The sequence below is a fragment of the Pseudomonas sp. MF4836 genome, assembly GCF_002018875.1.
Classification (GTDB): domain Bacteria; phylum Pseudomonadota; class Gammaproteobacteria; order Pseudomonadales; family Pseudomonadaceae; genus Aquipseudomonas.
The window spans coordinates 360130-377427 of record NZ_MVOL01000006.1 but is presented as its reverse complement, the minus strand read 5'-3'; the positions used below and the strand labels follow the sequence as shown (position 1 = coordinate 377427).

Genomic DNA, 17298 nt, shown 5'->3' with positions numbered 1-17298 from the left:
TTGAAAAACCATGCGTAATAACCAGCCCGTCACCCAGCGCGAACGTACCTTCCCGGCTCAGCAACGGTTGATCTCCACGACCGATGCCAAAGGCGTGATCACCTACTGCAACGACGCGTTCGTCGAGATCAGCGGGTTTTCGCGTGAAGAGCTGGTTCGCGCACCGCACAACCTGGTCCGTCACCCAGACGTTCCAGCTGCGGTGTTCGCGCATATGTGGGGCACTCTGAAACAAGGCTTGCCATGGATGGGCATTGTCAAAAACCGCTGCAAAAGTGGTGACCACTACTGGGTCAACGCTTATGTCACGCCGGTGTTCGAAGGCAATCAGGTGGTCGGTTACGAGTCGGTGCGGGTCAAGCCCACTGCCGAACAGATCCGCCGCGCCGAAGCGCTTTACCAGCGCATCAACCAGGGCAAGTCGGCCATTCCGAAACGCGACAAATGGCTGCCGGTGCTGCAGGACTGGCTGCCGTTTATCCTGGTCAGCCAGCTGAGCTTCATGATCGGCGCCTGGCTCAACTCCCACTGGGGCTTCGCATTGGCCGCGGCGCTGTCGGTGCCCCTGGGCCTGCTCGGCCTGAGCTGGCAGCAACGCGGCCTCAAGCGCCTGCTGCGCCTGGCCGAACAGACCACCTCCGACCCGTTGATCGCGCAGATGTACACCGACAGCCGTGGCGCACAGGCGCGTCTGGAGATGTCCATCCTCAGCCAGGAAGCTCGCCTGAAAACCTGCCTGACACGCTTGCAGGACACCGCCGAGCACCTCAACGAGCAAGCCCGTCAGTCCGACACCCTGGCCCACCAGAGCTCCACCGGCCTGGAACGCCAGCGGGTCGAGACCGAACAAGTGGCCACTGCGGTAAACCAGATGGCGGCCACCACCCAGGAAGTGGCGAGCCACGTGCAACGCACCGCCGACGCGACCCAGGAAGCCAACCGCCTGACTGGTCGCGGTCGCGACATCGCCGGCGAAACCCGCGAGGCGATTCAGCGCCTGTCGGTGGTTGTGGGTGAAACCGGCCTGACCGTGACCCAGCTGGCCAAGGACAGCGATGAAATCGGCGGCGTGGTCGATGTGATCAAGGGCATCGCCGACCAGACCAACCTGCTGGCGCTGAACGCCGCCATCGAAGCGGCGCGCGCCGGGGAAATGGGTCGCGGCTTTGCCGTGGTGGCCGATGAAGTGCGGCAACTGGCCCAGCGCACCAGCGAGTCCACCGGGCAGATCCACACCCTGATCGCCAAGCTGCAGCAAACCGCCAGCACCGCCGTGCAAACCATGGACGCCGGGCATCGCCAGGCCGAAGAAGGGGTGGCACGGGTTCTGGAAGCCGACCAGGCACTGATCGGCATCAGCGAGGCGGTGGCCAATATCACCGACATGACCACCCAGATCGCCGCGGCCACCGAAGAGCAAAGCGCCGTGGCCGAAGAGATCAGCCGCAATATCAGCACCATTGCGCAACTGGCCGATCAAACGTCGGAACAGGCCCAGCACTCGGCGCAACTGAGCGAAGAGCTGACCCGCACCGCCAACACTCAGTACTCGTTGGTGGAACGCTTCAACCGCTGATGCCTTGAGCGGTAAAAAAAACCGGAAGCCCAGGCTTCCGGTTTTTTTATGGGCGTCGTCCAGGCCACTGCAAGGCGCCCACGCCCCTCCTTAAAGCGCGCGCAGGAAAGACGCGACCTGACTCGCGGCAGCCTCCAGATGTTGCTCATGGGTGAAGCCAGAGGCCTTGAGCGGCTTCAAATCGTGATCACCGGCCGCCAACCAGTGCAGCTGGATGCTCGGCGCCAATGCATAGGTCTCTACCGTCGCCCGATTGCCCAGGGCATCACGTTCGCCCTGGATGATCAGGGTCGGCGTGGCAATCTCGGCCAGATGGGCTACGCGAGGCTTCTCCGGCTTGCCCGCGGCATAGAACGGGTAACCCAGGCACACCAGGGCATCGGCGCTCAATTCATCGGCCAGCAAGCTGGCCATGCGCCCACCCATGGACTTGCCGCCAATGGCCAGGCGCCCAGCGACATGGGGTCGCACCCGGGCATGCACCTCGCGCCAGCATTCCAGCAGTTTCGGGGCCGGATTGGGGGGGCGCCGGCCACCGTCCAGGCGCCGCTGGGCCATGTAGGGAAACTCGAAACGCAAGACGCCGACCCCATGGCTGGCAAGGCGTGCAGCCATATCGTTCATGAACCCGCTGTCCATCGGCGCACCGGCTCCGTGAGCCAGGATCAGTGTCAGCGGCTCGCCACTGCCCGGCGCCGGCGCAGCATCCCACAACCCGCCGAGTTCCTTGACGCACTGCGCCCATTGATCCCCGTCAATACTGGCCTTGTGCTCTTTGCCCATGCTTGCCTCGCTTTTAGTCTGCCTATAACTCCAGAAGAAGTGAGCGCGCCTTGCCGTGCGCAGTCGCTTTCACTTCAGCTGAACCGTGGATGGGGAACCATGAACACTTCTATCAGTACCGCCTACAACTACAAGGTGGTCCGCCAATTCGCCATTATGACGGTGGTGTGGGGCATCGTCGGCATGGGGCTCGGGGTTTTTCTCGCTGCCCAGTTGGTCTGGCCCGAACTTAACTTCAACCTGCCGTGGACCAGCTTCGGTCGTCTGCGCCCGTTGCACACTAACGCGGTGATCTTCGCCTTCGGTGGCTGCGCACTGTTCGCCAGCTCCTTCTACTCGGTGCAACGCACCTGTCAGACCCAACTGTTCGCGCCGAAAATCGCCGCGTTCTGCTTCTGGGGCTGGCAACTGGTGATCGTCCTGGCGGCCATCAGTCTGCCGCTGGGCTACACCAGCTCCAAGGAATACGCCGAGCTGGAATGGCCGATCGATATCCTGATCACCATCGTCTGGGTCGCCTACGCCATCGTGTTCTTCGGCACCCTGGTCAAGCGCAACACCAAGCACATCTATGTCGGTAACTGGTTCTTCGGTGCGTTCATCATCACCGTGGCGATCCTGCATATCGTCAACAACCTGGAAGTGCCGGTCAGCCTGACCAAGTCCTACTCGCTGTACTCCGGCGCGACGGATGCCATGGTCCAGTGGTGGTACGGCCACAACGCCGTAGGTTTCTTCCTGACGGCCGGCTTCCTCGGGATGATGTACTACTTCGTGCCGAAACAGGCCGAGCGTCCGGTGTACTCCTATCGCCTGTCGATCGTGCACTTCTGGGCCCTGATCACCCTCTACATCTGGGCCGGTCCGCACCACCTGCACTACACCGCGCTGCCAGACTGGGCGCAGTCCCTGGGCATGGTGATGTCGCTGATCCTGCTGGCGCCAAGCTGGGGCGGCATGATCAACGGCATGATGACGCTCTCGGGCGCCTGGCATAAGTTGCGCAGCGACCCGATCCTGCGCTTTTTGGTGGTGTCCCTGGCGTTCTACGGCATGTCGACCTTCGAAGGTCCGATGATGGCAATCAAGACTGTGAACGCCCTCTCCCACTACACCGACTGGACCATCGGCCACGTGCACGCAGGTGCCCTGGGCTGGGTTGCAATGATCTCGATCGGCGCGCTCTACCACATGATCCCGAAAGTCTTTGGTCGCCAGCAGATGTACAGCCTGGGCCTGATCAACGCGCACTTCTGGCTCGCCACCATCGGCACCGTGCTCTACATCGCCTCGATGTGGGTCAACGGTATCGCCCAGGGCCTGATGTGGCGCGCAGTCAACGAAGACGGCACGCTGACTTACTCCTTCGTCGAAACCCTGGTGGCCAGCCACCCAGGCTTCATCGTGCGACTGGTGGGCGGTGCAATCTTCCTCAGCGGCATGTTCCTGATGGCTTACAACACCTGGCGCACCGTGCGGGATGCACAACCCGCTGAAGTTGCCGCCGCTGCGCAGATGGCCTGAGGAGTTAGCCATGAAACACGAAACGATTGAAAAGAACGTCGGCCTGCTGATGTTGCTGATGGTGTTCGCCGTCAGCATCGGCGGCCTGACCCAGATCGTCCCGCTGTTCTTCCAGGACGTCACCAACAAGCCGGTGGAAGGCATGAAGCCCTACACCGCGCTGCAACTGGAAGGCCGCGATATTTACATCCGCGAAGGCTGCGTCCAGTGCCACTCGCAGATGATCCGGCCGTTCCGCGCCGAGACTGAGCGCTACGGCCACTACTCGGTCGCCGGTGAAAGCGTCTGGGACCACCCGTTCCTGTGGGGTTCCAAGCGTACTGGTCCGGACCTGGCCCGGGTCGGCGCGCGCTACTCCGATGACTGGCACCGCGCGCACTTGTACAACCCGCGCAACGTGGTGCCTGAGTCGAAGATGCCGGCCTACCCATGGCTGGTCACCGCACCGGTGGACAGCAGCCACACCGAAACCAAGCTCAAGGTCATGCGCGGCTTCGGCGTGCCGTACACCGACGAAGACATCAGCGGCGCCGTCGCCAGCCTCAAGGGCAAGACCGAAATGGACGCGCTGGTCTCCTACCTGCAAGTGCTCGGCACTGCCATCAAGAGCAAGAGGTGAGCCATGGGTCTTGAATTCGATACTGGAATGATCCGCGGCCTCGGCACGCTGGTGGTGGCAATTGCCTTCATCGGCCTCTCGCTCTGGGTATTCAACTCCAAGCGCAACCCGGAGTTCGCCCAGGCGAGCCTGCTGCCGTTTGCCGACGAGCCGCTGCCGGACGCCGTTACCCAACCTGACGCTCAACCTGAAGAGCCTGCAACAAGGAGCATTCGGCCATGACCACCTTCTGGAGTACGTGGATCTGCGTACTGACCATTGGCAGCCTGATCGGTCTGACCTGGCTGCTGATCGGCACGCGCAAGGGCGAAACCAAGGGCAGCGTCGACCAGACCATGGGCCACAGCTTCGACGGCATCGAGGAGTACGACAACCCGTTGCCGCAATGGTGGTTCCTGCTGTTCGCCGGCACCCTGGTATTTTCCGTGGGCTACCTGATCCTTTACCCAGGCCTGGGTAACTGGAAAGGCGTGCTGCCGGGCTATCAGGACGGCTGGACCCAAACCAAGGAATGGGACAAGGAAATGGCCAAGGCCGACGCCAAGTTCGGGCCGATCTTCGCCAAATTCGCAGCCATGCCCGTGGAAGAAGTGGCCAAGGACCCACAAGCGCTGAAAATGGGCGGCCGTCTGTTTGCCTCCAACTGCGCGGTGTGCCACGGCTCGGATGCCAAGGGCGCGTTCGGCTTCCCCAACCTTGCTGACAACAGCTGGCGCTGGGGTGGTTCGGCAGACACCATCAAGGCCACCATCATGAATGGGCGCCATGCGGCAATGCCGGCCTGGGGTGAAGTGCTGGGTGAAGACGGGGTCAAAAACGTCGCAGCCTATGTCCGTCACGAACTGGCCAAGCTGCCCTTGCCCGCCGACAGCAGCGCCAACCTCGCTGCAGGACAGCAAGCGTTCAGCACCACCTGCGTAGCGTGCCATGGTCCTGAAGGCCACGGCGTCGAAGCCATGGGGGCGCCGAACCTGACGCAACCGGCCGCGTTCATCTACGGCACCAGCCTGACCCAACTGCAACAGACCATTCGCCATGGTCGCCAGGGCCAGATGCCGGCCCAGGAAGCCCTGCAAGGCAACGATAAAGTGCATTTGCTGGCCGCTTACGTATACAGCCTGTCCCACCCTGCTGATGGCACAACGCCAGAAAGTAAAGCCGAATAAGCCCCGGCTGCTCGACCTGGCTGCCGCATCGGATCAAGATGCGGCAGCTCCCCGCTACTGCGCGACCAAGTGTCGCACCCTTCGCCGACCTCGCTTTCCCCTCTTCCCATTCGGGTCTACGCTTGTTTCGACAGTGAGCCTGGAACCGCCATTCAGCAGCTGACGACAACCGACGACTCAGACATTTCTGCGTGATGTCAGGCGCAAAGGCTGGTTTATACCGGCTGTCGCGTCACTCGCCGTCCGTCACCTGAATAACGTGTTCATACACAGTCAGTTACATCTCACCTGACGGCCATGGATTTTTTGTCCGAGGCGACAATTTTTGCCACCTGATTTTGTCCCTACGCGGAACATGGAAAGGGCGCAGAATCTGGTTTGGCAAGCATTGACGCAGATCAGGTTGCGTTGCAATGGCACCCCGGTTTCTCCATACTTGCGACCGCTTTTTACTCCTAATAAAACACCCAAACCGTGGAACCTTAGAATGAGCACAGCAATCAGTCCGACTGCTTATAACTATAAGGTAGTCCGCCAGTTCGCCATCATGACGGTGGTCTGGGGGATCCTTGGCATGGGGCTTGGTGTCTTCATTGCCTCACAACTTGTGTGGCCTGAATTGAACTTCGGTCTTCCCTGGACGACGTTCGGACGCCTACGCCCACTGCACACCAACCTGGTGATCTTCGCCTTCGGTGGATGTGCACTGTTTGCCACTTCCTATTACGTCGTGCAGCGAACCTGCCAAACGCGACTGATTTCCGACACGCTGGCCGCCTTCACCTTCTGGGGATGGCAAGCCGTGATCGTCGGCGCGATCGTTACCTTGCCGCTGGGTTACACCACCACCAAGGAATACGCGGAACTGGAATGGCCCCTGGCCATCCTGCTGGCCATTGTCTGGGTCGTCTACGGTCTGGTGTTCTTTGGCACCATCACCAAGCGCAAAACCAAGCACATCTACGTCGGCAACTGGTTTTACGGTGCCTTCATCGTCGTGACGGCGATGCTGCACATCGTCAACCACGCCTCGCTGCCGGTCAGCTTCTTCAAGTCCTACTCGGCTTACGCCGGTGCGACCGACGCCATGATCCAGTGGTGGTACGGCCACAACGCGGTAGGTTTCTTCCTGACCACCGGCTTCCTGGGGATGATGTACTACTTCGTGCCGAAGCAGGCCGAGCGTCCGATCTACTCCTATCGCCTGTCGATCGTGCACTTCTGGGCCCTGATCACCCTGTACATCTGGGCCGGCCCGCACCACCTGCACTACACCGCACTGCCGGATTGGGCACAGTCCCTGGGCATGGCGATGTCGATCATCCTGCTGGCGCCAAGCTGGGGCGGCATGATCAACGGCATGATGACCCTGTCGGGCGCCTGGCATAAGCTGCGCACCGACCCGATCCTGCGCTTTTTGGTGGTGTCCCTGGCGTTCTACGGCATGTCGACCTTCGAAGGTCCGATGATGGCGATCAAGACCGTCAACTCGCTGTCGCACTACACCGACTGGACCATCGGCCACGTACACGCCGGTGCTCTGGGCTGGGTGGCGATGATCTCGATCGGCGCGCTCTACCACATGATCCCGAAAGTCTTCGGTCGCCCGCAGATGCACAGCATCGGCCTGATCAACACCCACTTCTGGCTCGCGACCATCGGTACCGTGCTCTACATCGCTTCGATGTGGGTCAACGGCATCACCCAGGGCCTGATGTGGCGTGCAATCAACGATGACGGCACCCTCACCTACTCCTTCGTCGAAGCCCTGCAAGCCAGCCACCCTGGTTTCATCGTTCGTGCCCTGGGCGGTGCGTTCTTTGCCAGCGGCATGCTGTTCATGGCCTACAACGTGTACCGCACCGTTCGCGCCTCGAACCCGGCTGAAGCTGAAGCCGCTGCTCAGATCGCTGTAGTTGGAGCTCACTGATGAAGCACGAAGTAGTCGAGAAGAATATCGGCCTGCTGGCCTTCTTCATGGTCATCGCCGTCAGCATCGGCGGCCTGACCCAGATCGTCCCTCTGTTCTTCCAGGACGTGACCAACAAGCCGGTCGAAGGCATGAAGCCGCGCACCGCCCTGGAACTGGAAGGCCGCGACGTTTATATCGCCAACGGCTGTGTCGGCTGCCACTCGCAGATGATCCGTCCGTTCCGCGCTGAAACCGAACGTTACGGCCACTACTCGGTCGCTGGTGAAAGCGTCTGGGACCACCCGTTCCTGTGGGGTTCCAAGCGTACCGGCCCGGACCTGGCCCGAGTCGGCGGTCGTTACTCCGATGACTGGCAGCGTGCGCACTTGTACAACCCGCGCAACGTAGTGCCCGAGTCGAAAATGCCGGCTTATCCGTTCCTCGTGGAAAACAAGCTCGACGGCAAGGACACCGCCAAAAAAATGGAAGTCTTGCGCACGCTCGGCGTCCCTTACACCGACGAAGACATCGCCGGTGCCAAGGATGCTGTGAAGGGCAAAACCGAAATGGACGCGCTGGTGGCCTATCTGCAAGGCCTGGGCACCATCATCAAAAGCAAACGGTGATCTAGATGGATATCGGGATGATTCGAGGCCTGGGCACCGTTGTCGTGATGGTGGCCTTCATCGGCTTGGCGCTATGGGTGTTCAGCCCCAAGCGCAAGTCCGAGTTTGAAGACGCGACCTTGCTGCCCTTCGCGGATGATCCCGAAGCCATCAAGCACGTCGAGCAAGCTTCTAGGAGTAACAAAGAATGACTACGTTCTGGAGTCTGTACGTCACAGTCCTCAGTCTGGGTACCATCTTCGCCCTGACCTGGCTGCTGCTGTCGACCCGCAAGGGCCAGCGCGCCGAGCAGACCGACGAGACGGTTGGCCACTCCTTCGACGGGATCGAGGAGTACGACAACCCGCTGCCGAAATGGTGGTTCATGCTGTTTGTCGGCACCATCATCTTCGCCCTGGGTTACCTGGTGCTGTACCCGGGTCTGGGCAACTGGAAAGGCCTGCTGCCGGGTTATGCCTACCTGGATAACGACAAGAAAACCGAGTTCGCCAACGGCCAGTCCGGCTGGACCGGCGTGCACGAATGGGAAAAGGAAATGGCCAAGTCGGATGCCAAGTTTGGGCCGATCTTCGCCAAATTCGCTTCGATGCCCATTGAAGAAGTGGCCAAGGACCCGCAAGCACTGAAGATGGGGGGCCGCCTGTTCGCCTCCAACTGCTCGGTGTGCCACGGTTCCGATGCCAAGGGCGCCTACGGCTTTCCGAACCTGACCGATGCCGACTGGCGCTGGGGCGGCGAGCCGGAAACCATCAAGACCACCATCATGGGCGGTCGCCACGCAGTGATGCCGGCCTGGGCCGAAGTCATTGGCGAGCAAGGCGTCAGCGATGTGGCGGCTTACGTCCTGACCAACCTCGATGGGCGCAAGCTGCCGGAAGGCGCCAAGGCCGACGTGGCTGCGGGGCAGAAGCTGTTCGCCGCCAACTGCGCGGTCTGCCACGGTCCGGAAGGCAAGGGCACTCCAGCAATGGGCGCACCTAACCTGACCCACCCGGCCGCCTTCATCTACGGCTCGAGCTTTGCCCAACTGCAGCAGACCATCCGTTACGGCCGCCAGGGCCAGATGCCTGCCCAGGAACAACTGCAAGGCAACGACAAGGTTCACCTGCTGGCCGCTTATGTCTACAGCCTGTCGCACAGCGACAAGGCGCCTGAGGCAGACGCCCAGTAAGGCAAACGCCTGAAACAAAAAAAGGCCCCGCCCATGTAAATGAGCGGGGCCTTTTTGTTTTCATGCCCTCGCCGCCCCGGCAAAGCCGTCCATAATTCACAAGTCAATTGATTCAAGTCATTACACCATCAATTGATTTCCCCCAACGCGACCAAAGGTCGCACCCTTGGGCCAGAGCGACAGGCGTATCATTGCGCCACTGCACTACCTTTCTTGACCGCGGTCGGCACGTACTGACCGAGGCATTTTTCCACTGCCGTGGGATGCAATGATGAGCAATCAGATTCCGGTACAAAACGTTACCCCGCCTGCCAAGAACGCGAACAACAGCGTCGACCTTTACGCCTCCCGAGAAAAAATCTACACCCGCGCCTTCACCGGACTGTTCCGCAACCTGCGGATGCTCGGGGGTGCCGGATTGTTCCTGCTGTATTTCGGCACCGTCTGGCTCAACTGGGGTGGCCACCAGGCCGTCTGGTGGAACCTGCCGGAGCGCAAATTCTTCATCTTCGGCGCCACCTTCTGGCCCCAGGACTTCATTCTGCTGTCCGGGCTGCTGATCATCGCCGCCTTCGGCCTGTTTTTCATCACCGTCTATGCCGGGCGTGTCTGGTGCGGCTACACCTGCCCGCAAAGCGTCTGGACCTGGATCTTCATGTGGTGCGAAAAGGTCACCGAAGGCGACCGCAACCAGCGCATCAAGCTCGACAAGGCGCCCATGAGCGCCAACAAGTTCGTGCGCAAATTCAGTAAACACAGCCTGTGGCTGCTGATCGGTTTCGTCACCGGCATGACCTTCGTCGGTTACTTCTCACCGATTCGCGAACTGGTGATCGACTTTTTCACCGGCGAGGCAGATGGCTGGTCGTACTTCTGGGTCGGCTTCTTTACCCTGGCCACCTACGGCAACGCCGGCTGGCTGCGCGAACAGGTGTGCATCTACATGTGCCCGTATGCGCGCTTCCAGAGCGTGATGTTCGACAAGGACACCCTGATCGTCTCCTACGACCCGCGCCGGGGTGAAGCCCGTGGCCCGCGCAAGAAAGGCGCCGACTACAAGGCCATGGGCCTGGGCGATTGCATCGACTGCACCATGTGCGTACAGGTCTGCCCGACCGGCATCGACATCCGCGACGGCCTGCAGATTGAGTGCATCGGTTGCGCCGCCTGCATCGACGCCTGCGACAGCATCATGGACAAGATGGAGTACCCGCGGGGGCTGATCAGCTACACCACGGAGCACAACCTTTCCGGGCAGAAAACCCATAAACTGCGCCCGCGCCTGATCGGTTATGCGCTGGTGCTGCTGGCCATGATCAGCCTGCTGGTCACCGCGTTCTTCATGCGTTCGCTGGTGGGTTTCGACGTCAGCAAAGACCGCGTGCTCTACCGTGAAAACGCCGAGGGCCGGATCGAAAACGTCTACAGCCTGAAGATCATGAACAAGGACCAGCGCGACCACACCTACGTCCTCGACGCTGCCGGCCTGCCGGACCTGAAACTGCAAGGCAAACGCGAGATCAAGGTGGCGGCCGGCGATATCGTCAGCATGCCGGTCGAGCTGTCGAGCGCCCCGGAACAACTGCCGTCGAGCACCAACGAGGTGAAGTTCATCCTCAAGGACGCTGACGATGAAAGCGTCCACGTTGAAGCCAAGAGCCGGTTCATCGGCCCACAAATTCGTTGAGAGAAGTCATCATGCCCGTAGCAACCGCCGCAAGCCCTTGGTACAAGCACCTCTGGCCCTGGATCATCATCGGCATCCTGGCCTGTTCGGTGACCTTGACCCTGTCCATGGTGACCATTGCAGTGAACAACCCGGACAACCTGGTCAACGACAACTACTACGAGGCCGGCAAGGGTATCAATCGCTCGCTGGACCGCGAACTGCTGGCCCAGACCCTGAAAATGCGCGCCAACGTGCACCTCGACGAGCTGACCGGCGAAGTCGAGCTGCGCCTGAGCGGCAACAGCCAGCCTTCCACCCTGGAGCTGAACCTGATCTCGCCGACCCAGCCGGAAAAAGACCGCAAGATCACCCTGGCCCGCAGCGAAACCGAGCAAGGGCGCTATATCGGGCAACTGACCGACAAGGTCGAGGGCCGTCGTTTTGTCGAACTGCTGGGCGTGGAGGGCGACAAGACCTGGCGCATGTTCGAAGAGGAACAAGTCAGCCATGACAAGGACCTGCTGCTGGGCGACGAGCCTCTGCAAGGCGCCGAAGACCTGAAGAAGTAATGCGCTCCCCTGTGGCTAGGGAGCGTGCTCCCGCAAGGCCGCACCGCGGCACCATGGTTTGCGACGCCGATCGTTCAGGTCCTGCGCTTGCGCGACAGTGCATCGACCTGACTGGCGGGCACGCGCCCGCTTCCTGGCCACAACGGTTTTAATGGCTACGCACATGACCACGCCCCTCCCCTGCTACCACTGCGCATTGCCGGTTCCGTCCGATAGCCGCTTCACCGCTGTCGTCCTGGGCCAGGCCCGCGAATTTTGCTGCCCCGGCTGCCAGGCGGTTGCCGAGGCGATCGTCGCCGGCGGCCTGGAAAGCTACTACCAGCACCGCAGCGAAGCCTCGGCCAACCCTGAGGCGCTGCCGGTGCAACTGGTGGATGAACTGGCGCTCTACGACCGCGCCGATGTGCAAAAACCCTTTGTCCGGCACCAGGGCGACCTGGCAGAAACCACGCTACTGATGGAGGGCATCAGTTGCGCCGCCTGTGGCTGGCTGATCGAGAAACACCTGCGCAGCCTGCCCGCCGTGGCTGAGGCGCGCCTGAACCTGTCCAACCATCGCCTGCACGTAAGCTGGGTCGACAGCCAACTGCCGCTGAGCCAACTGCTCAGTGAACTGCGGCATATCGGCTACGCGGCCCACCCCTACCAGGCCGATCGCGCCTCCGAGCAGTTGGCCAGCGAAAATCGCCTGGCCCTGCGCCAATTGGGGGTGGCCGGCTTGCTGTGGTTCCAGGCGATGATGGCCACCATGGCCACCTGGCCGGAATTCAACATCGACCTCAGCCCCGAACTGCATACCATCCTGCGCTGGGTCGCGCTGTTCCTGACCACCCCGATCGTGTTCTACAGCTGCGCACCGTTCTTCAAGGGCGCCATGCGCGACCTGCGCACCCGCCACCTGACCATGGACGTCTCGGTGTCCCTGGCCATTGGCGGCGCCTACATTGCCGGGATCTGGACCGCCATCAGCGGGGTCGGCGAGTTGTACTTCGATGCGGTGGGCATGTTCGCCCTGTTCCTGCTGGCTGGGCGTTACCTGGAGCGCCGGGCCCGGGAACGTACCGCTGCCGCCACCGCGCAACTGGTGAACCTGCTGCCCGCCTCGTGCCTGCGCCTGGGCGCGGACGGCCAGAGCGAGCGCATCCTGCTCAGCGAACTGGCCCTGGGCGACCGGGTGCTGGTGCACCCCGGCGCCATCCTGCCGGCCGATGGCAAGATCCTCGACGGCCAATCGAGCATCGATGAATCGCTACTGACCGGAGAATACCTGCCGCAACCGCGCACCACTGGGGATGCGGTCACCGCCGGCACCCTCAACGTCGAGGGCGCGCTGACCGTCGAGGTTCTGGCCCTAGGCCAGGACACCCGCCTCTCGGCCATCGTGCGCCTGCTGGACCGGGCCCAGGCGGAGAAGCCGCGCCTGGCGGAAATCGCCGACCGCGCCGCCCAGTGGTTCCTCCTGCTGTCATTGATCGCCGCAGCGGCCATCGGCCTGCTGTGGTGGCAACTGGATGCCTCCCGGGCGTTCTGGATCGTTCTGGCGATGCTGGTCGCCACCTGCCCGTGCGCGCTGTCCCTGGCCACCCCGACCGCACTCACCGCGGCCACCGGCACCCTGCACAAACTGGGCCTGCTGCTGACTCGCGGCCATGTGCTGGAGGGGCTGAACCAGATCGATACGGTCATTTTCGACAAGACCGGCACCCTCACCGAAGGACGCCTGGCCTTGCGCGCGATCCGGCCGCTGAGCCACCTCGACAGCGAGCAGTGCCTGGGCCTTGCCGCCGCGCTGGAAAATCGTTCGGAGCACCCAATCGCCCGCGCATTCGGACGCGCCCCGGTGGCAGCCGAAGAAGTGCTCAGCACCCCGGGCCTGGGCCTTGAAGGCCGAGTCAGCGAACAGCACTTGCGCATCGGCCAGCCGGCCTTTGTCTGCGCCCTGAGCGGTGCGGCACTGCCAGCCCTGCCTGATGAGGCCGGACAATGGCTGCTGCTGGGCAACCGCCAGGGCCCGCTGGCCTGGTTCGTCCTGGATGATCGGCTGCGCGCCGACGCCCCCGCCCTGCTCGCCGCCTGCAAGGCGCGCGGCTGGCGCACCTTGCTGCTGTCCGGCGACAGCTCGCCGATGGTTGCCAGCGTCGCCGCCGAACTGGGGATCGATGAAGCCCACGGCGGCTTGCGCCCGGATGACAAGTTGCAAGTCCTGCAACAGTTGCATCAACAGGGGCGCAAGGTGCTGATGCTCGGCGACGGGGTCAATGATGTGCCGGTATTGGCCGCGGCCGATATCAGCGTGGCCATGGGCTCGGCCACGGACCTGGCGAAAACCAGTGCCGACGCGGTGCTGTTGTCCAATCGCCTGGAGGCCCTGGTACAGGCCTTCAGCCTGGCCCGGCGTACCCGGCGGGTGATCATCGAAAACCTGCTGTGGGCCGGGCTGTACAATGGCCTCATGCTGCCGTTCGCCGCCCTCGGCTGGATCACTCCCGTCTGGGCTGCGGTCGGCATGTCCATCAGTTCCCTGACCGTGGTGCTCAACGCCCTGCGCCTGACCCGCATGCCAGCCGTGCAGGCAGCCAGCGCCACGCCTGAAACCCGCCCGTTGCCGGCTTGAGCCGCGCGAGCATGGAGTCCAGATGCCAGCTCTTTATGTGATGATCCCGGCGGCCCTGCTGATCGTGGGCATCGCCATCTACATCTTCTTCTGGGCGGTCGACAGCGGTCAGTACGACGACCTCGACGGCCCGGCCCACAGCATTCTGTTCGACGACCAGGACCCGAAGCACCAGGCCGCCGTCGACGAAGCCAAAGGCCAGCCCGAGGCTGAGCCGGCGCCCGGCAAAGACCAGGCACCGCCCCATGCTTGAACTGGCGCCGCTGCTGGTTTCCGCCGTCATCCTCGGCCTGCTCGGCGGCGGGCATTGCCTGGGCATGTGTGGCGGCCTGATGGGCGCGCTGACCCTGGCGATCCCCAAGGAGCAACGCAGCCGACGCTTTCGCCTGTTGCTGGCCTACAACCTGGGGCGGATTCTCAGTTACGCCACGGCCGGCCTGTTGCTCGGTCTCGCCGGATGGGCGGTGGCCAACAGCCCGGCGGCGCTGTTTATGCGGGTACTCGCCGGGCTGCTGCTGATTGTCATGGGCCTGTACCTGGCCGGCTGGTGGAGCGGCCTGACCCGCATCGAAAGCCTCGGACGCGGCCTGTGGCGCCATATACAGCCATTCGCCAATCGCTTGCTGCCGGTGTCGAGCCTGCCCCGCGCCCTGCTCCTGGGCGCGCTCTGGGGCTGGCTGCCGTGCGGGCTGGTCTACAGCACCCTGCTGTGGTCGGCCAGCCAGGGGAATGCCGTGGACAGCGCACTGTTGATGCTGGCTTTCGGCCTGGGCACCTGGCCGGTGCTGCTGGCCACCGGGCTGGCCGCCGAGCGGGTCACGGCCCTGTTGCGCAAGCGCAGCATCCGCATGACGGGTGGCCTGCTGGTGATCCTGTTTGGTATCTGGACCCTGCCCGGCCCGCACCAGCACTGGCTGATGGGGCACTGAGCAACGCCCGACAGGCGTCTAGCATCACGCTTTACGCTGGTCGCATCGACCCGCGAGCCACCGACCACCCTTGATGCAAATCAAGATGGGCGCCGCATCGACCCCCTAGACTCGCGAACACTGCCAGCCTATCCGGGGGAATTCCCGCATGCTCGACGCCATTCGTTGGGACACTGATCTGATCCGCCGTTACGACCTGGCGGGGCCTCGCTACACCTCTTATCCGACCGCCGTGCAATTCAATAGCCAGGTCGGTACGTTCGACCTGCTGCACGCCCTTCGCGACAGTCGCAAGGCCCTGCGCCCGCTGTCGCTGTATGTGCATGTGCCGTTCTGCGCCAACATTTGCTATTACTGCGCCTGCAATAAAGTCATCACCAAGGACCGCGGCCGCGCCCAGCCCTACCTGCAGCGCCTGGAGCAGGAAATCCAGCTGATCGCCTGCCACCTGGACCCCAACCAGAAAGTCGAGCAGCTGCACTTCGGCGGCGGCACCCCGACCTTTCTCAGCCATGACGAACTGCGGCAACTGATGGCCCAGCTGCGCAAGCACTTCAACCTGCTGGACGACGACTCCGGCGACTACGGCATCGAGATCGATCCCCGTGAAGCCGACTGGTCGACCATGGGCCTGCTGCGCGAGCTGGGCTTCAACCGGGTCAGCATCGGCCTGCAGGACCTAGACCCGGCCGTGCAACGTGCGGTCAACCGCCTGCAAAGCCTGGAAGAAACCCGCGCCGTCATCGAAGCCGCGCGCACCCTGCAGTTTCGCTCGATCAACATCGACCTGATCTACGGCCTGCCCAAGCAGACCCCGGACAACTTCGCCCGCACCGTGGAGGAGGTGATCAACCTGCAGCCGGATCGGCTCTCGGTGTTCAACTACGCCCACCTGCCCGAGCGCTTCATGCCTCAGCGGCGGATCAACGGCAATGAACTACCGGCCCCGGCCGACAAATTGCAGATGCTCCAGCGCACCATCGAGCAACTGACAGCGGCGGGCTATCGCTATATCGGCATGGACCATTTCGCCCTGCCCGACGACGAGCTGGCCATTGCCCAGGAAGACTCGACCCTGCAGCGCAACTTCCAGGGCTACACCACCCACGGCCATTGCGACCTGATTGGTCTCGGCGTCTCGGCCATCAGCCAGATCGGCGACCTGTACTGCCAGAACAGCAGCGACCTCAATCACTATCAGAACGCCCTGGCCGGCGCCCAACTGGCCACCAGCCGCGGCCTGGTGTGCAACCCGGACGATCGGCTGCGGCGCGAGGTGATTCAGCAACTGATCTGCAATTTCAGCCTGCAATTCGAAGCCATCGAACAGGCGTTCAATATCGACTTTCACGGCTATTTCAAAGACCTGTGGCCACAACTGCGGGCCATGGCCAATGACGGCCTGATTGAGCTGGACAGCACCGGCATCACCGTACTGCCCGCCGGGCGCCTGCTGGTGCGCTCGGTGTGCATGGTGTTCGACGCCTACCTGGAACAACAGAATCGTCAGCGGTTTTCCCGGGTGATCTAGGACTTCATCAACAAGGAGGCGGCCTTGAGCACTTGCTCAGGAGACAGTCCGGACGTTTTCATGGCTTTGGCCAAGGCGTTGTTGGCGGTCAGCAAACCGGCATTGAGCCCCGCCAAGGCGGCTTGCAAGCTGCCTTGGCGGGCTTTGACCTGTTCCGGCGTGAGATGTTTGTCGGCCATGACCGCCTGCATTTCGGCCATTTTTTCGGCGATCTGCTGCTGCAACTTGCGAATCATCTTCAACAGTTGCTGGATATTCTCGGGCAGGCCGCTTTCTTCAATATCGTTGTCGGAGCCCTTGGCAGCGGAGGATTTACTTTGCCCGGCACCGGACAGCGACACTTTGACGCCCTCGGCACTGAGTGCAATGGCCCCATTGGCCGCATGAGAGGGGTCATCGCCCGCTATCGGCGAAGGCTCGATCAGTGGCTGCAAGTTGTTGTTGCCACTGGAAATGCTGCCAATGGAAGACATGATTTAGGTTCCCTGCACGATTGGCGATGACAGGTTATCGACCCCTGAAAGGAATGCTTTACGACTGAACGTCACTGCGGCGCGGACTGGCTTGAACCTTGTACTGTGAGGTACCCTTACGGCTTATGTGTGTTTC

Annotated in this window: 17 protein-coding genes; 15 read left to right on the top strand and 2 right to left on the bottom strand. The window is 62.3% G+C overall.

Translation table 11 applies throughout. The annotated features are described in order from the left end of the window. Positions 1-10: 10 nt before the first annotated feature. Complete coding sequence (locus tag MF4836_RS16835) at positions 11-1576, top strand: methyl-accepting chemotaxis protein (RefSeq protein ID WP_078471192.1); 1566 nt, start codon at positions 11-13, stop codon at positions 1574-1576. Positions 1577-1666: 90 nt separating this feature from the next. Here MF4836_RS16835 and MF4836_RS16830 read toward each other — a convergent pair whose 3' ends face one another. After that, positions 1667-2359 (bottom strand): alpha/beta family hydrolase, encoded by a 693-nt coding sequence (locus tag MF4836_RS16830; RefSeq protein WP_078471191.1) that lies wholly within the window; start codon positions 2357-2359, stop codon positions 1667-1669. Positions 2360-2458: 99 nt separating this feature from the next. Here MF4836_RS16830 and ccoN (MF4836_RS16825) point away from each other — a divergent pair, with 99 nt between their 5' ends. From ccoN (MF4836_RS16825) to hemN, 14 genes are all read left to right on the top strand, one after another. Further along, a complete protein-coding gene (gene ccoN / locus MF4836_RS16825; RefSeq protein ID WP_078471190.1) occupies positions 2459-3883 on the top strand; it encodes a cytochrome-c oxidase, cbb3-type subunit I in 1425 nt (474 codons plus the stop codon). A 10-nt stretch (positions 3884-3893) separates the two neighbouring features. Continuing rightward, positions 3894-4502, top strand: a complete 609-nt coding sequence (gene ccoO / locus MF4836_RS16820; protein WP_020300406.1) for a cytochrome-c oxidase, cbb3-type subunit II — start codon at positions 3894-3896, stop codon at positions 4500-4502. Positions 4503-4505: 3 nt separating this feature from the next. Further along, positions 4506-4724 carry a cbb3-type cytochrome oxidase subunit 3 gene (locus MF4836_RS16815; protein ID WP_020300405.1) on the top strand — a complete coding sequence of 73 codons (219 nt, stop codon included), beginning with the start codon at positions 4506-4508 and terminating at the stop codon, positions 4722-4724. After that, a complete protein-coding gene (gene ccoP, locus MF4836_RS16810) occupies positions 4721-5668 on the top strand; it encodes a cytochrome-c oxidase, cbb3-type subunit III (RefSeq protein ID WP_078471189.1) in 948 nt (315 codons plus the stop codon). Before MF4836_RS16815 ends, ccoP (MF4836_RS16810) begins: the two co-directional genes overlap by 4 nt. A gap of 487 nt (positions 5669-6155) precedes the next feature. Further along, entirely contained in the window at positions 6156-7598 is a 1443-nt protein-coding gene (gene ccoN / locus MF4836_RS16805) for a cytochrome-c oxidase, cbb3-type subunit I (protein ID WP_078471188.1), read from the top strand. Continuing rightward, on the top strand, positions 7598-8206 hold the full coding sequence (gene ccoO, locus MF4836_RS16800; protein WP_011060240.1) for a cytochrome-c oxidase, cbb3-type subunit II: 609 nt from the start codon (positions 7598-7600) through the stop codon (positions 8204-8206). The genes ccoN (MF4836_RS16805) and ccoO (MF4836_RS16800) overlap by 1 nt, the downstream gene beginning before the upstream one ends. Positions 8207-8211: 5 nt before the next feature. Next, positions 8212-8397: a CcoQ/FixQ family Cbb3-type cytochrome c oxidase assembly chaperone gene (locus MF4836_RS16795; protein WP_003175465.1), complete on the top strand. Its 186-nt coding sequence runs from the start codon at positions 8212-8214 to the stop codon at positions 8395-8397. Further along, positions 8394-9377: a cytochrome-c oxidase, cbb3-type subunit III gene (ccoP, locus tag MF4836_RS16790; protein WP_078471187.1), complete on the top strand. Its 984-nt coding sequence runs from the start codon at positions 8394-8396 to the stop codon at positions 9375-9377. The genes MF4836_RS16795 and ccoP (MF4836_RS16790) overlap by 4 nt, the downstream gene beginning before the upstream one ends. A gap of 271 nt (positions 9378-9648) precedes the next feature. Then, a complete protein-coding gene (gene ccoG, locus MF4836_RS16785) occupies positions 9649-11064 on the top strand; it encodes a cytochrome c oxidase accessory protein CcoG (protein WP_020300401.1) in 1416 nt (471 codons plus the stop codon). A gap of 11 nt (positions 11065-11075) precedes the next feature. After that, positions 11076-11615 (top strand): FixH family protein, encoded by a 540-nt coding sequence (locus tag MF4836_RS16780; RefSeq protein ID WP_078471186.1) that lies wholly within the window; start codon positions 11076-11078, stop codon positions 11613-11615. A 163-nt stretch (positions 11616-11778) separates the two neighbouring features. Next, a complete protein-coding gene (locus tag MF4836_RS16775) occupies positions 11779-14229 on the top strand; it encodes a heavy metal translocating P-type ATPase (RefSeq protein ID WP_078471185.1) in 2451 nt (816 codons plus the stop codon). Between the two features lie 22 nt (positions 14230-14251). Beyond that, positions 14252-14482, top strand: a complete 231-nt coding sequence (gene ccoS / locus MF4836_RS16770) for a cbb3-type cytochrome oxidase assembly protein CcoS (protein ID WP_078471184.1) — start codon at positions 14252-14254, stop codon at positions 14480-14482. Next, positions 14475-15158: a sulfite exporter TauE/SafE family protein gene (locus MF4836_RS16765; RefSeq protein ID WP_078471183.1), complete on the top strand. Its 684-nt coding sequence runs from the start codon at positions 14475-14477 to the stop codon at positions 15156-15158. The genes ccoS and MF4836_RS16765 overlap by 8 nt, the downstream gene beginning before the upstream one ends. A 148-nt stretch (positions 15159-15306) precedes the next feature. Continuing rightward, on the top strand, positions 15307-16689 hold the full coding sequence (hemN, locus tag MF4836_RS16760) for an oxygen-independent coproporphyrinogen III oxidase (RefSeq protein ID WP_078471182.1): 1383 nt from the start codon (positions 15307-15309) through the stop codon (positions 16687-16689). Here the strand turns inward: hemN and MF4836_RS16755 are convergent. Beyond that, positions 16686-17162: a hypothetical protein gene (locus MF4836_RS16755; RefSeq protein WP_078471181.1), complete on the bottom strand. Its 477-nt coding sequence runs from the start codon at positions 17160-17162 to the stop codon at positions 16686-16688. The genes hemN and MF4836_RS16755 overlap by 4 nt on opposite strands. Positions 17163-17298 lie beyond the last annotated feature (136 nt).

Bases quoted from the DNA above. Each gene is read 5' to 3' on its own strand.
- MF4836_RS16835 (WP_078471192.1), top strand. From the start codon at position 11: ATGCGTAATAACCAGCCCGTCACCCAGCGCGAACGTACCTTCCCGGCT.
- MF4836_RS16830 (WP_078471191.1), bottom strand. From the start codon at position 2,359: ATGGGCAAAGAGCACAAGGCCAGTATTGACGGGGATCAATGGGCGCAG.
- ccoN (WP_078471190.1), top strand. From the start codon at position 2,459: ATGAACACTTCTATCAGTACCGCCTACAACTACAAGGTGGTCCGCCAA.
- ccoO (WP_020300406.1), top strand. From the start codon at position 3,894: ATGAAACACGAAACGATTGAAAAGAACGTCGGCCTGCTGATGTTGCTG.
- MF4836_RS16815 (WP_020300405.1), top strand. From the start codon at position 4,506: ATGGGTCTTGAATTCGATACTGGAATGATCCGCGGCCTCGGCACGCTG.
- ccoP (WP_078471189.1), top strand. From the start codon at position 4,721: ATGACCACCTTCTGGAGTACGTGGATCTGCGTACTGACCATTGGCAGC.
- ccoN (WP_078471188.1), top strand. From the start codon at position 6,156: ATGAGCACAGCAATCAGTCCGACTGCTTATAACTATAAGGTAGTCCGC.
- ccoO (WP_011060240.1), top strand. From the start codon at position 7,598: ATGAAGCACGAAGTAGTCGAGAAGAATATCGGCCTGCTGGCCTTCTTC.
- MF4836_RS16795 (WP_003175465.1), top strand. From the start codon at position 8,212: ATGGATATCGGGATGATTCGAGGCCTGGGCACCGTTGTCGTGATGGTG.
- ccoP (WP_078471187.1), top strand. From the start codon at position 8,394: ATGACTACGTTCTGGAGTCTGTACGTCACAGTCCTCAGTCTGGGTACC.
- ccoG (WP_020300401.1), top strand. From the start codon at position 9,649: ATGAGCAATCAGATTCCGGTACAAAACGTTACCCCGCCTGCCAAGAAC.
- MF4836_RS16780 (WP_078471186.1), top strand. From the start codon at position 11,076: ATGCCCGTAGCAACCGCCGCAAGCCCTTGGTACAAGCACCTCTGGCCC.
- MF4836_RS16775 (WP_078471185.1), top strand. From the start codon at position 11,779: ATGACCACGCCCCTCCCCTGCTACCACTGCGCATTGCCGGTTCCGTCC.
- ccoS (WP_078471184.1), top strand. From the start codon at position 14,252: ATGCCAGCTCTTTATGTGATGATCCCGGCGGCCCTGCTGATCGTGGGC.
- MF4836_RS16765 (WP_078471183.1), top strand. From the start codon at position 14,475: ATGCTTGAACTGGCGCCGCTGCTGGTTTCCGCCGTCATCCTCGGCCTG.
- hemN (WP_078471182.1), top strand. From the start codon at position 15,307: ATGCTCGACGCCATTCGTTGGGACACTGATCTGATCCGCCGTTACGAC.
- MF4836_RS16755 (WP_078471181.1), bottom strand. From the start codon at position 17,162: ATGTCTTCCATTGGCAGCATTTCCAGTGGCAACAACAACTTGCAGCCA.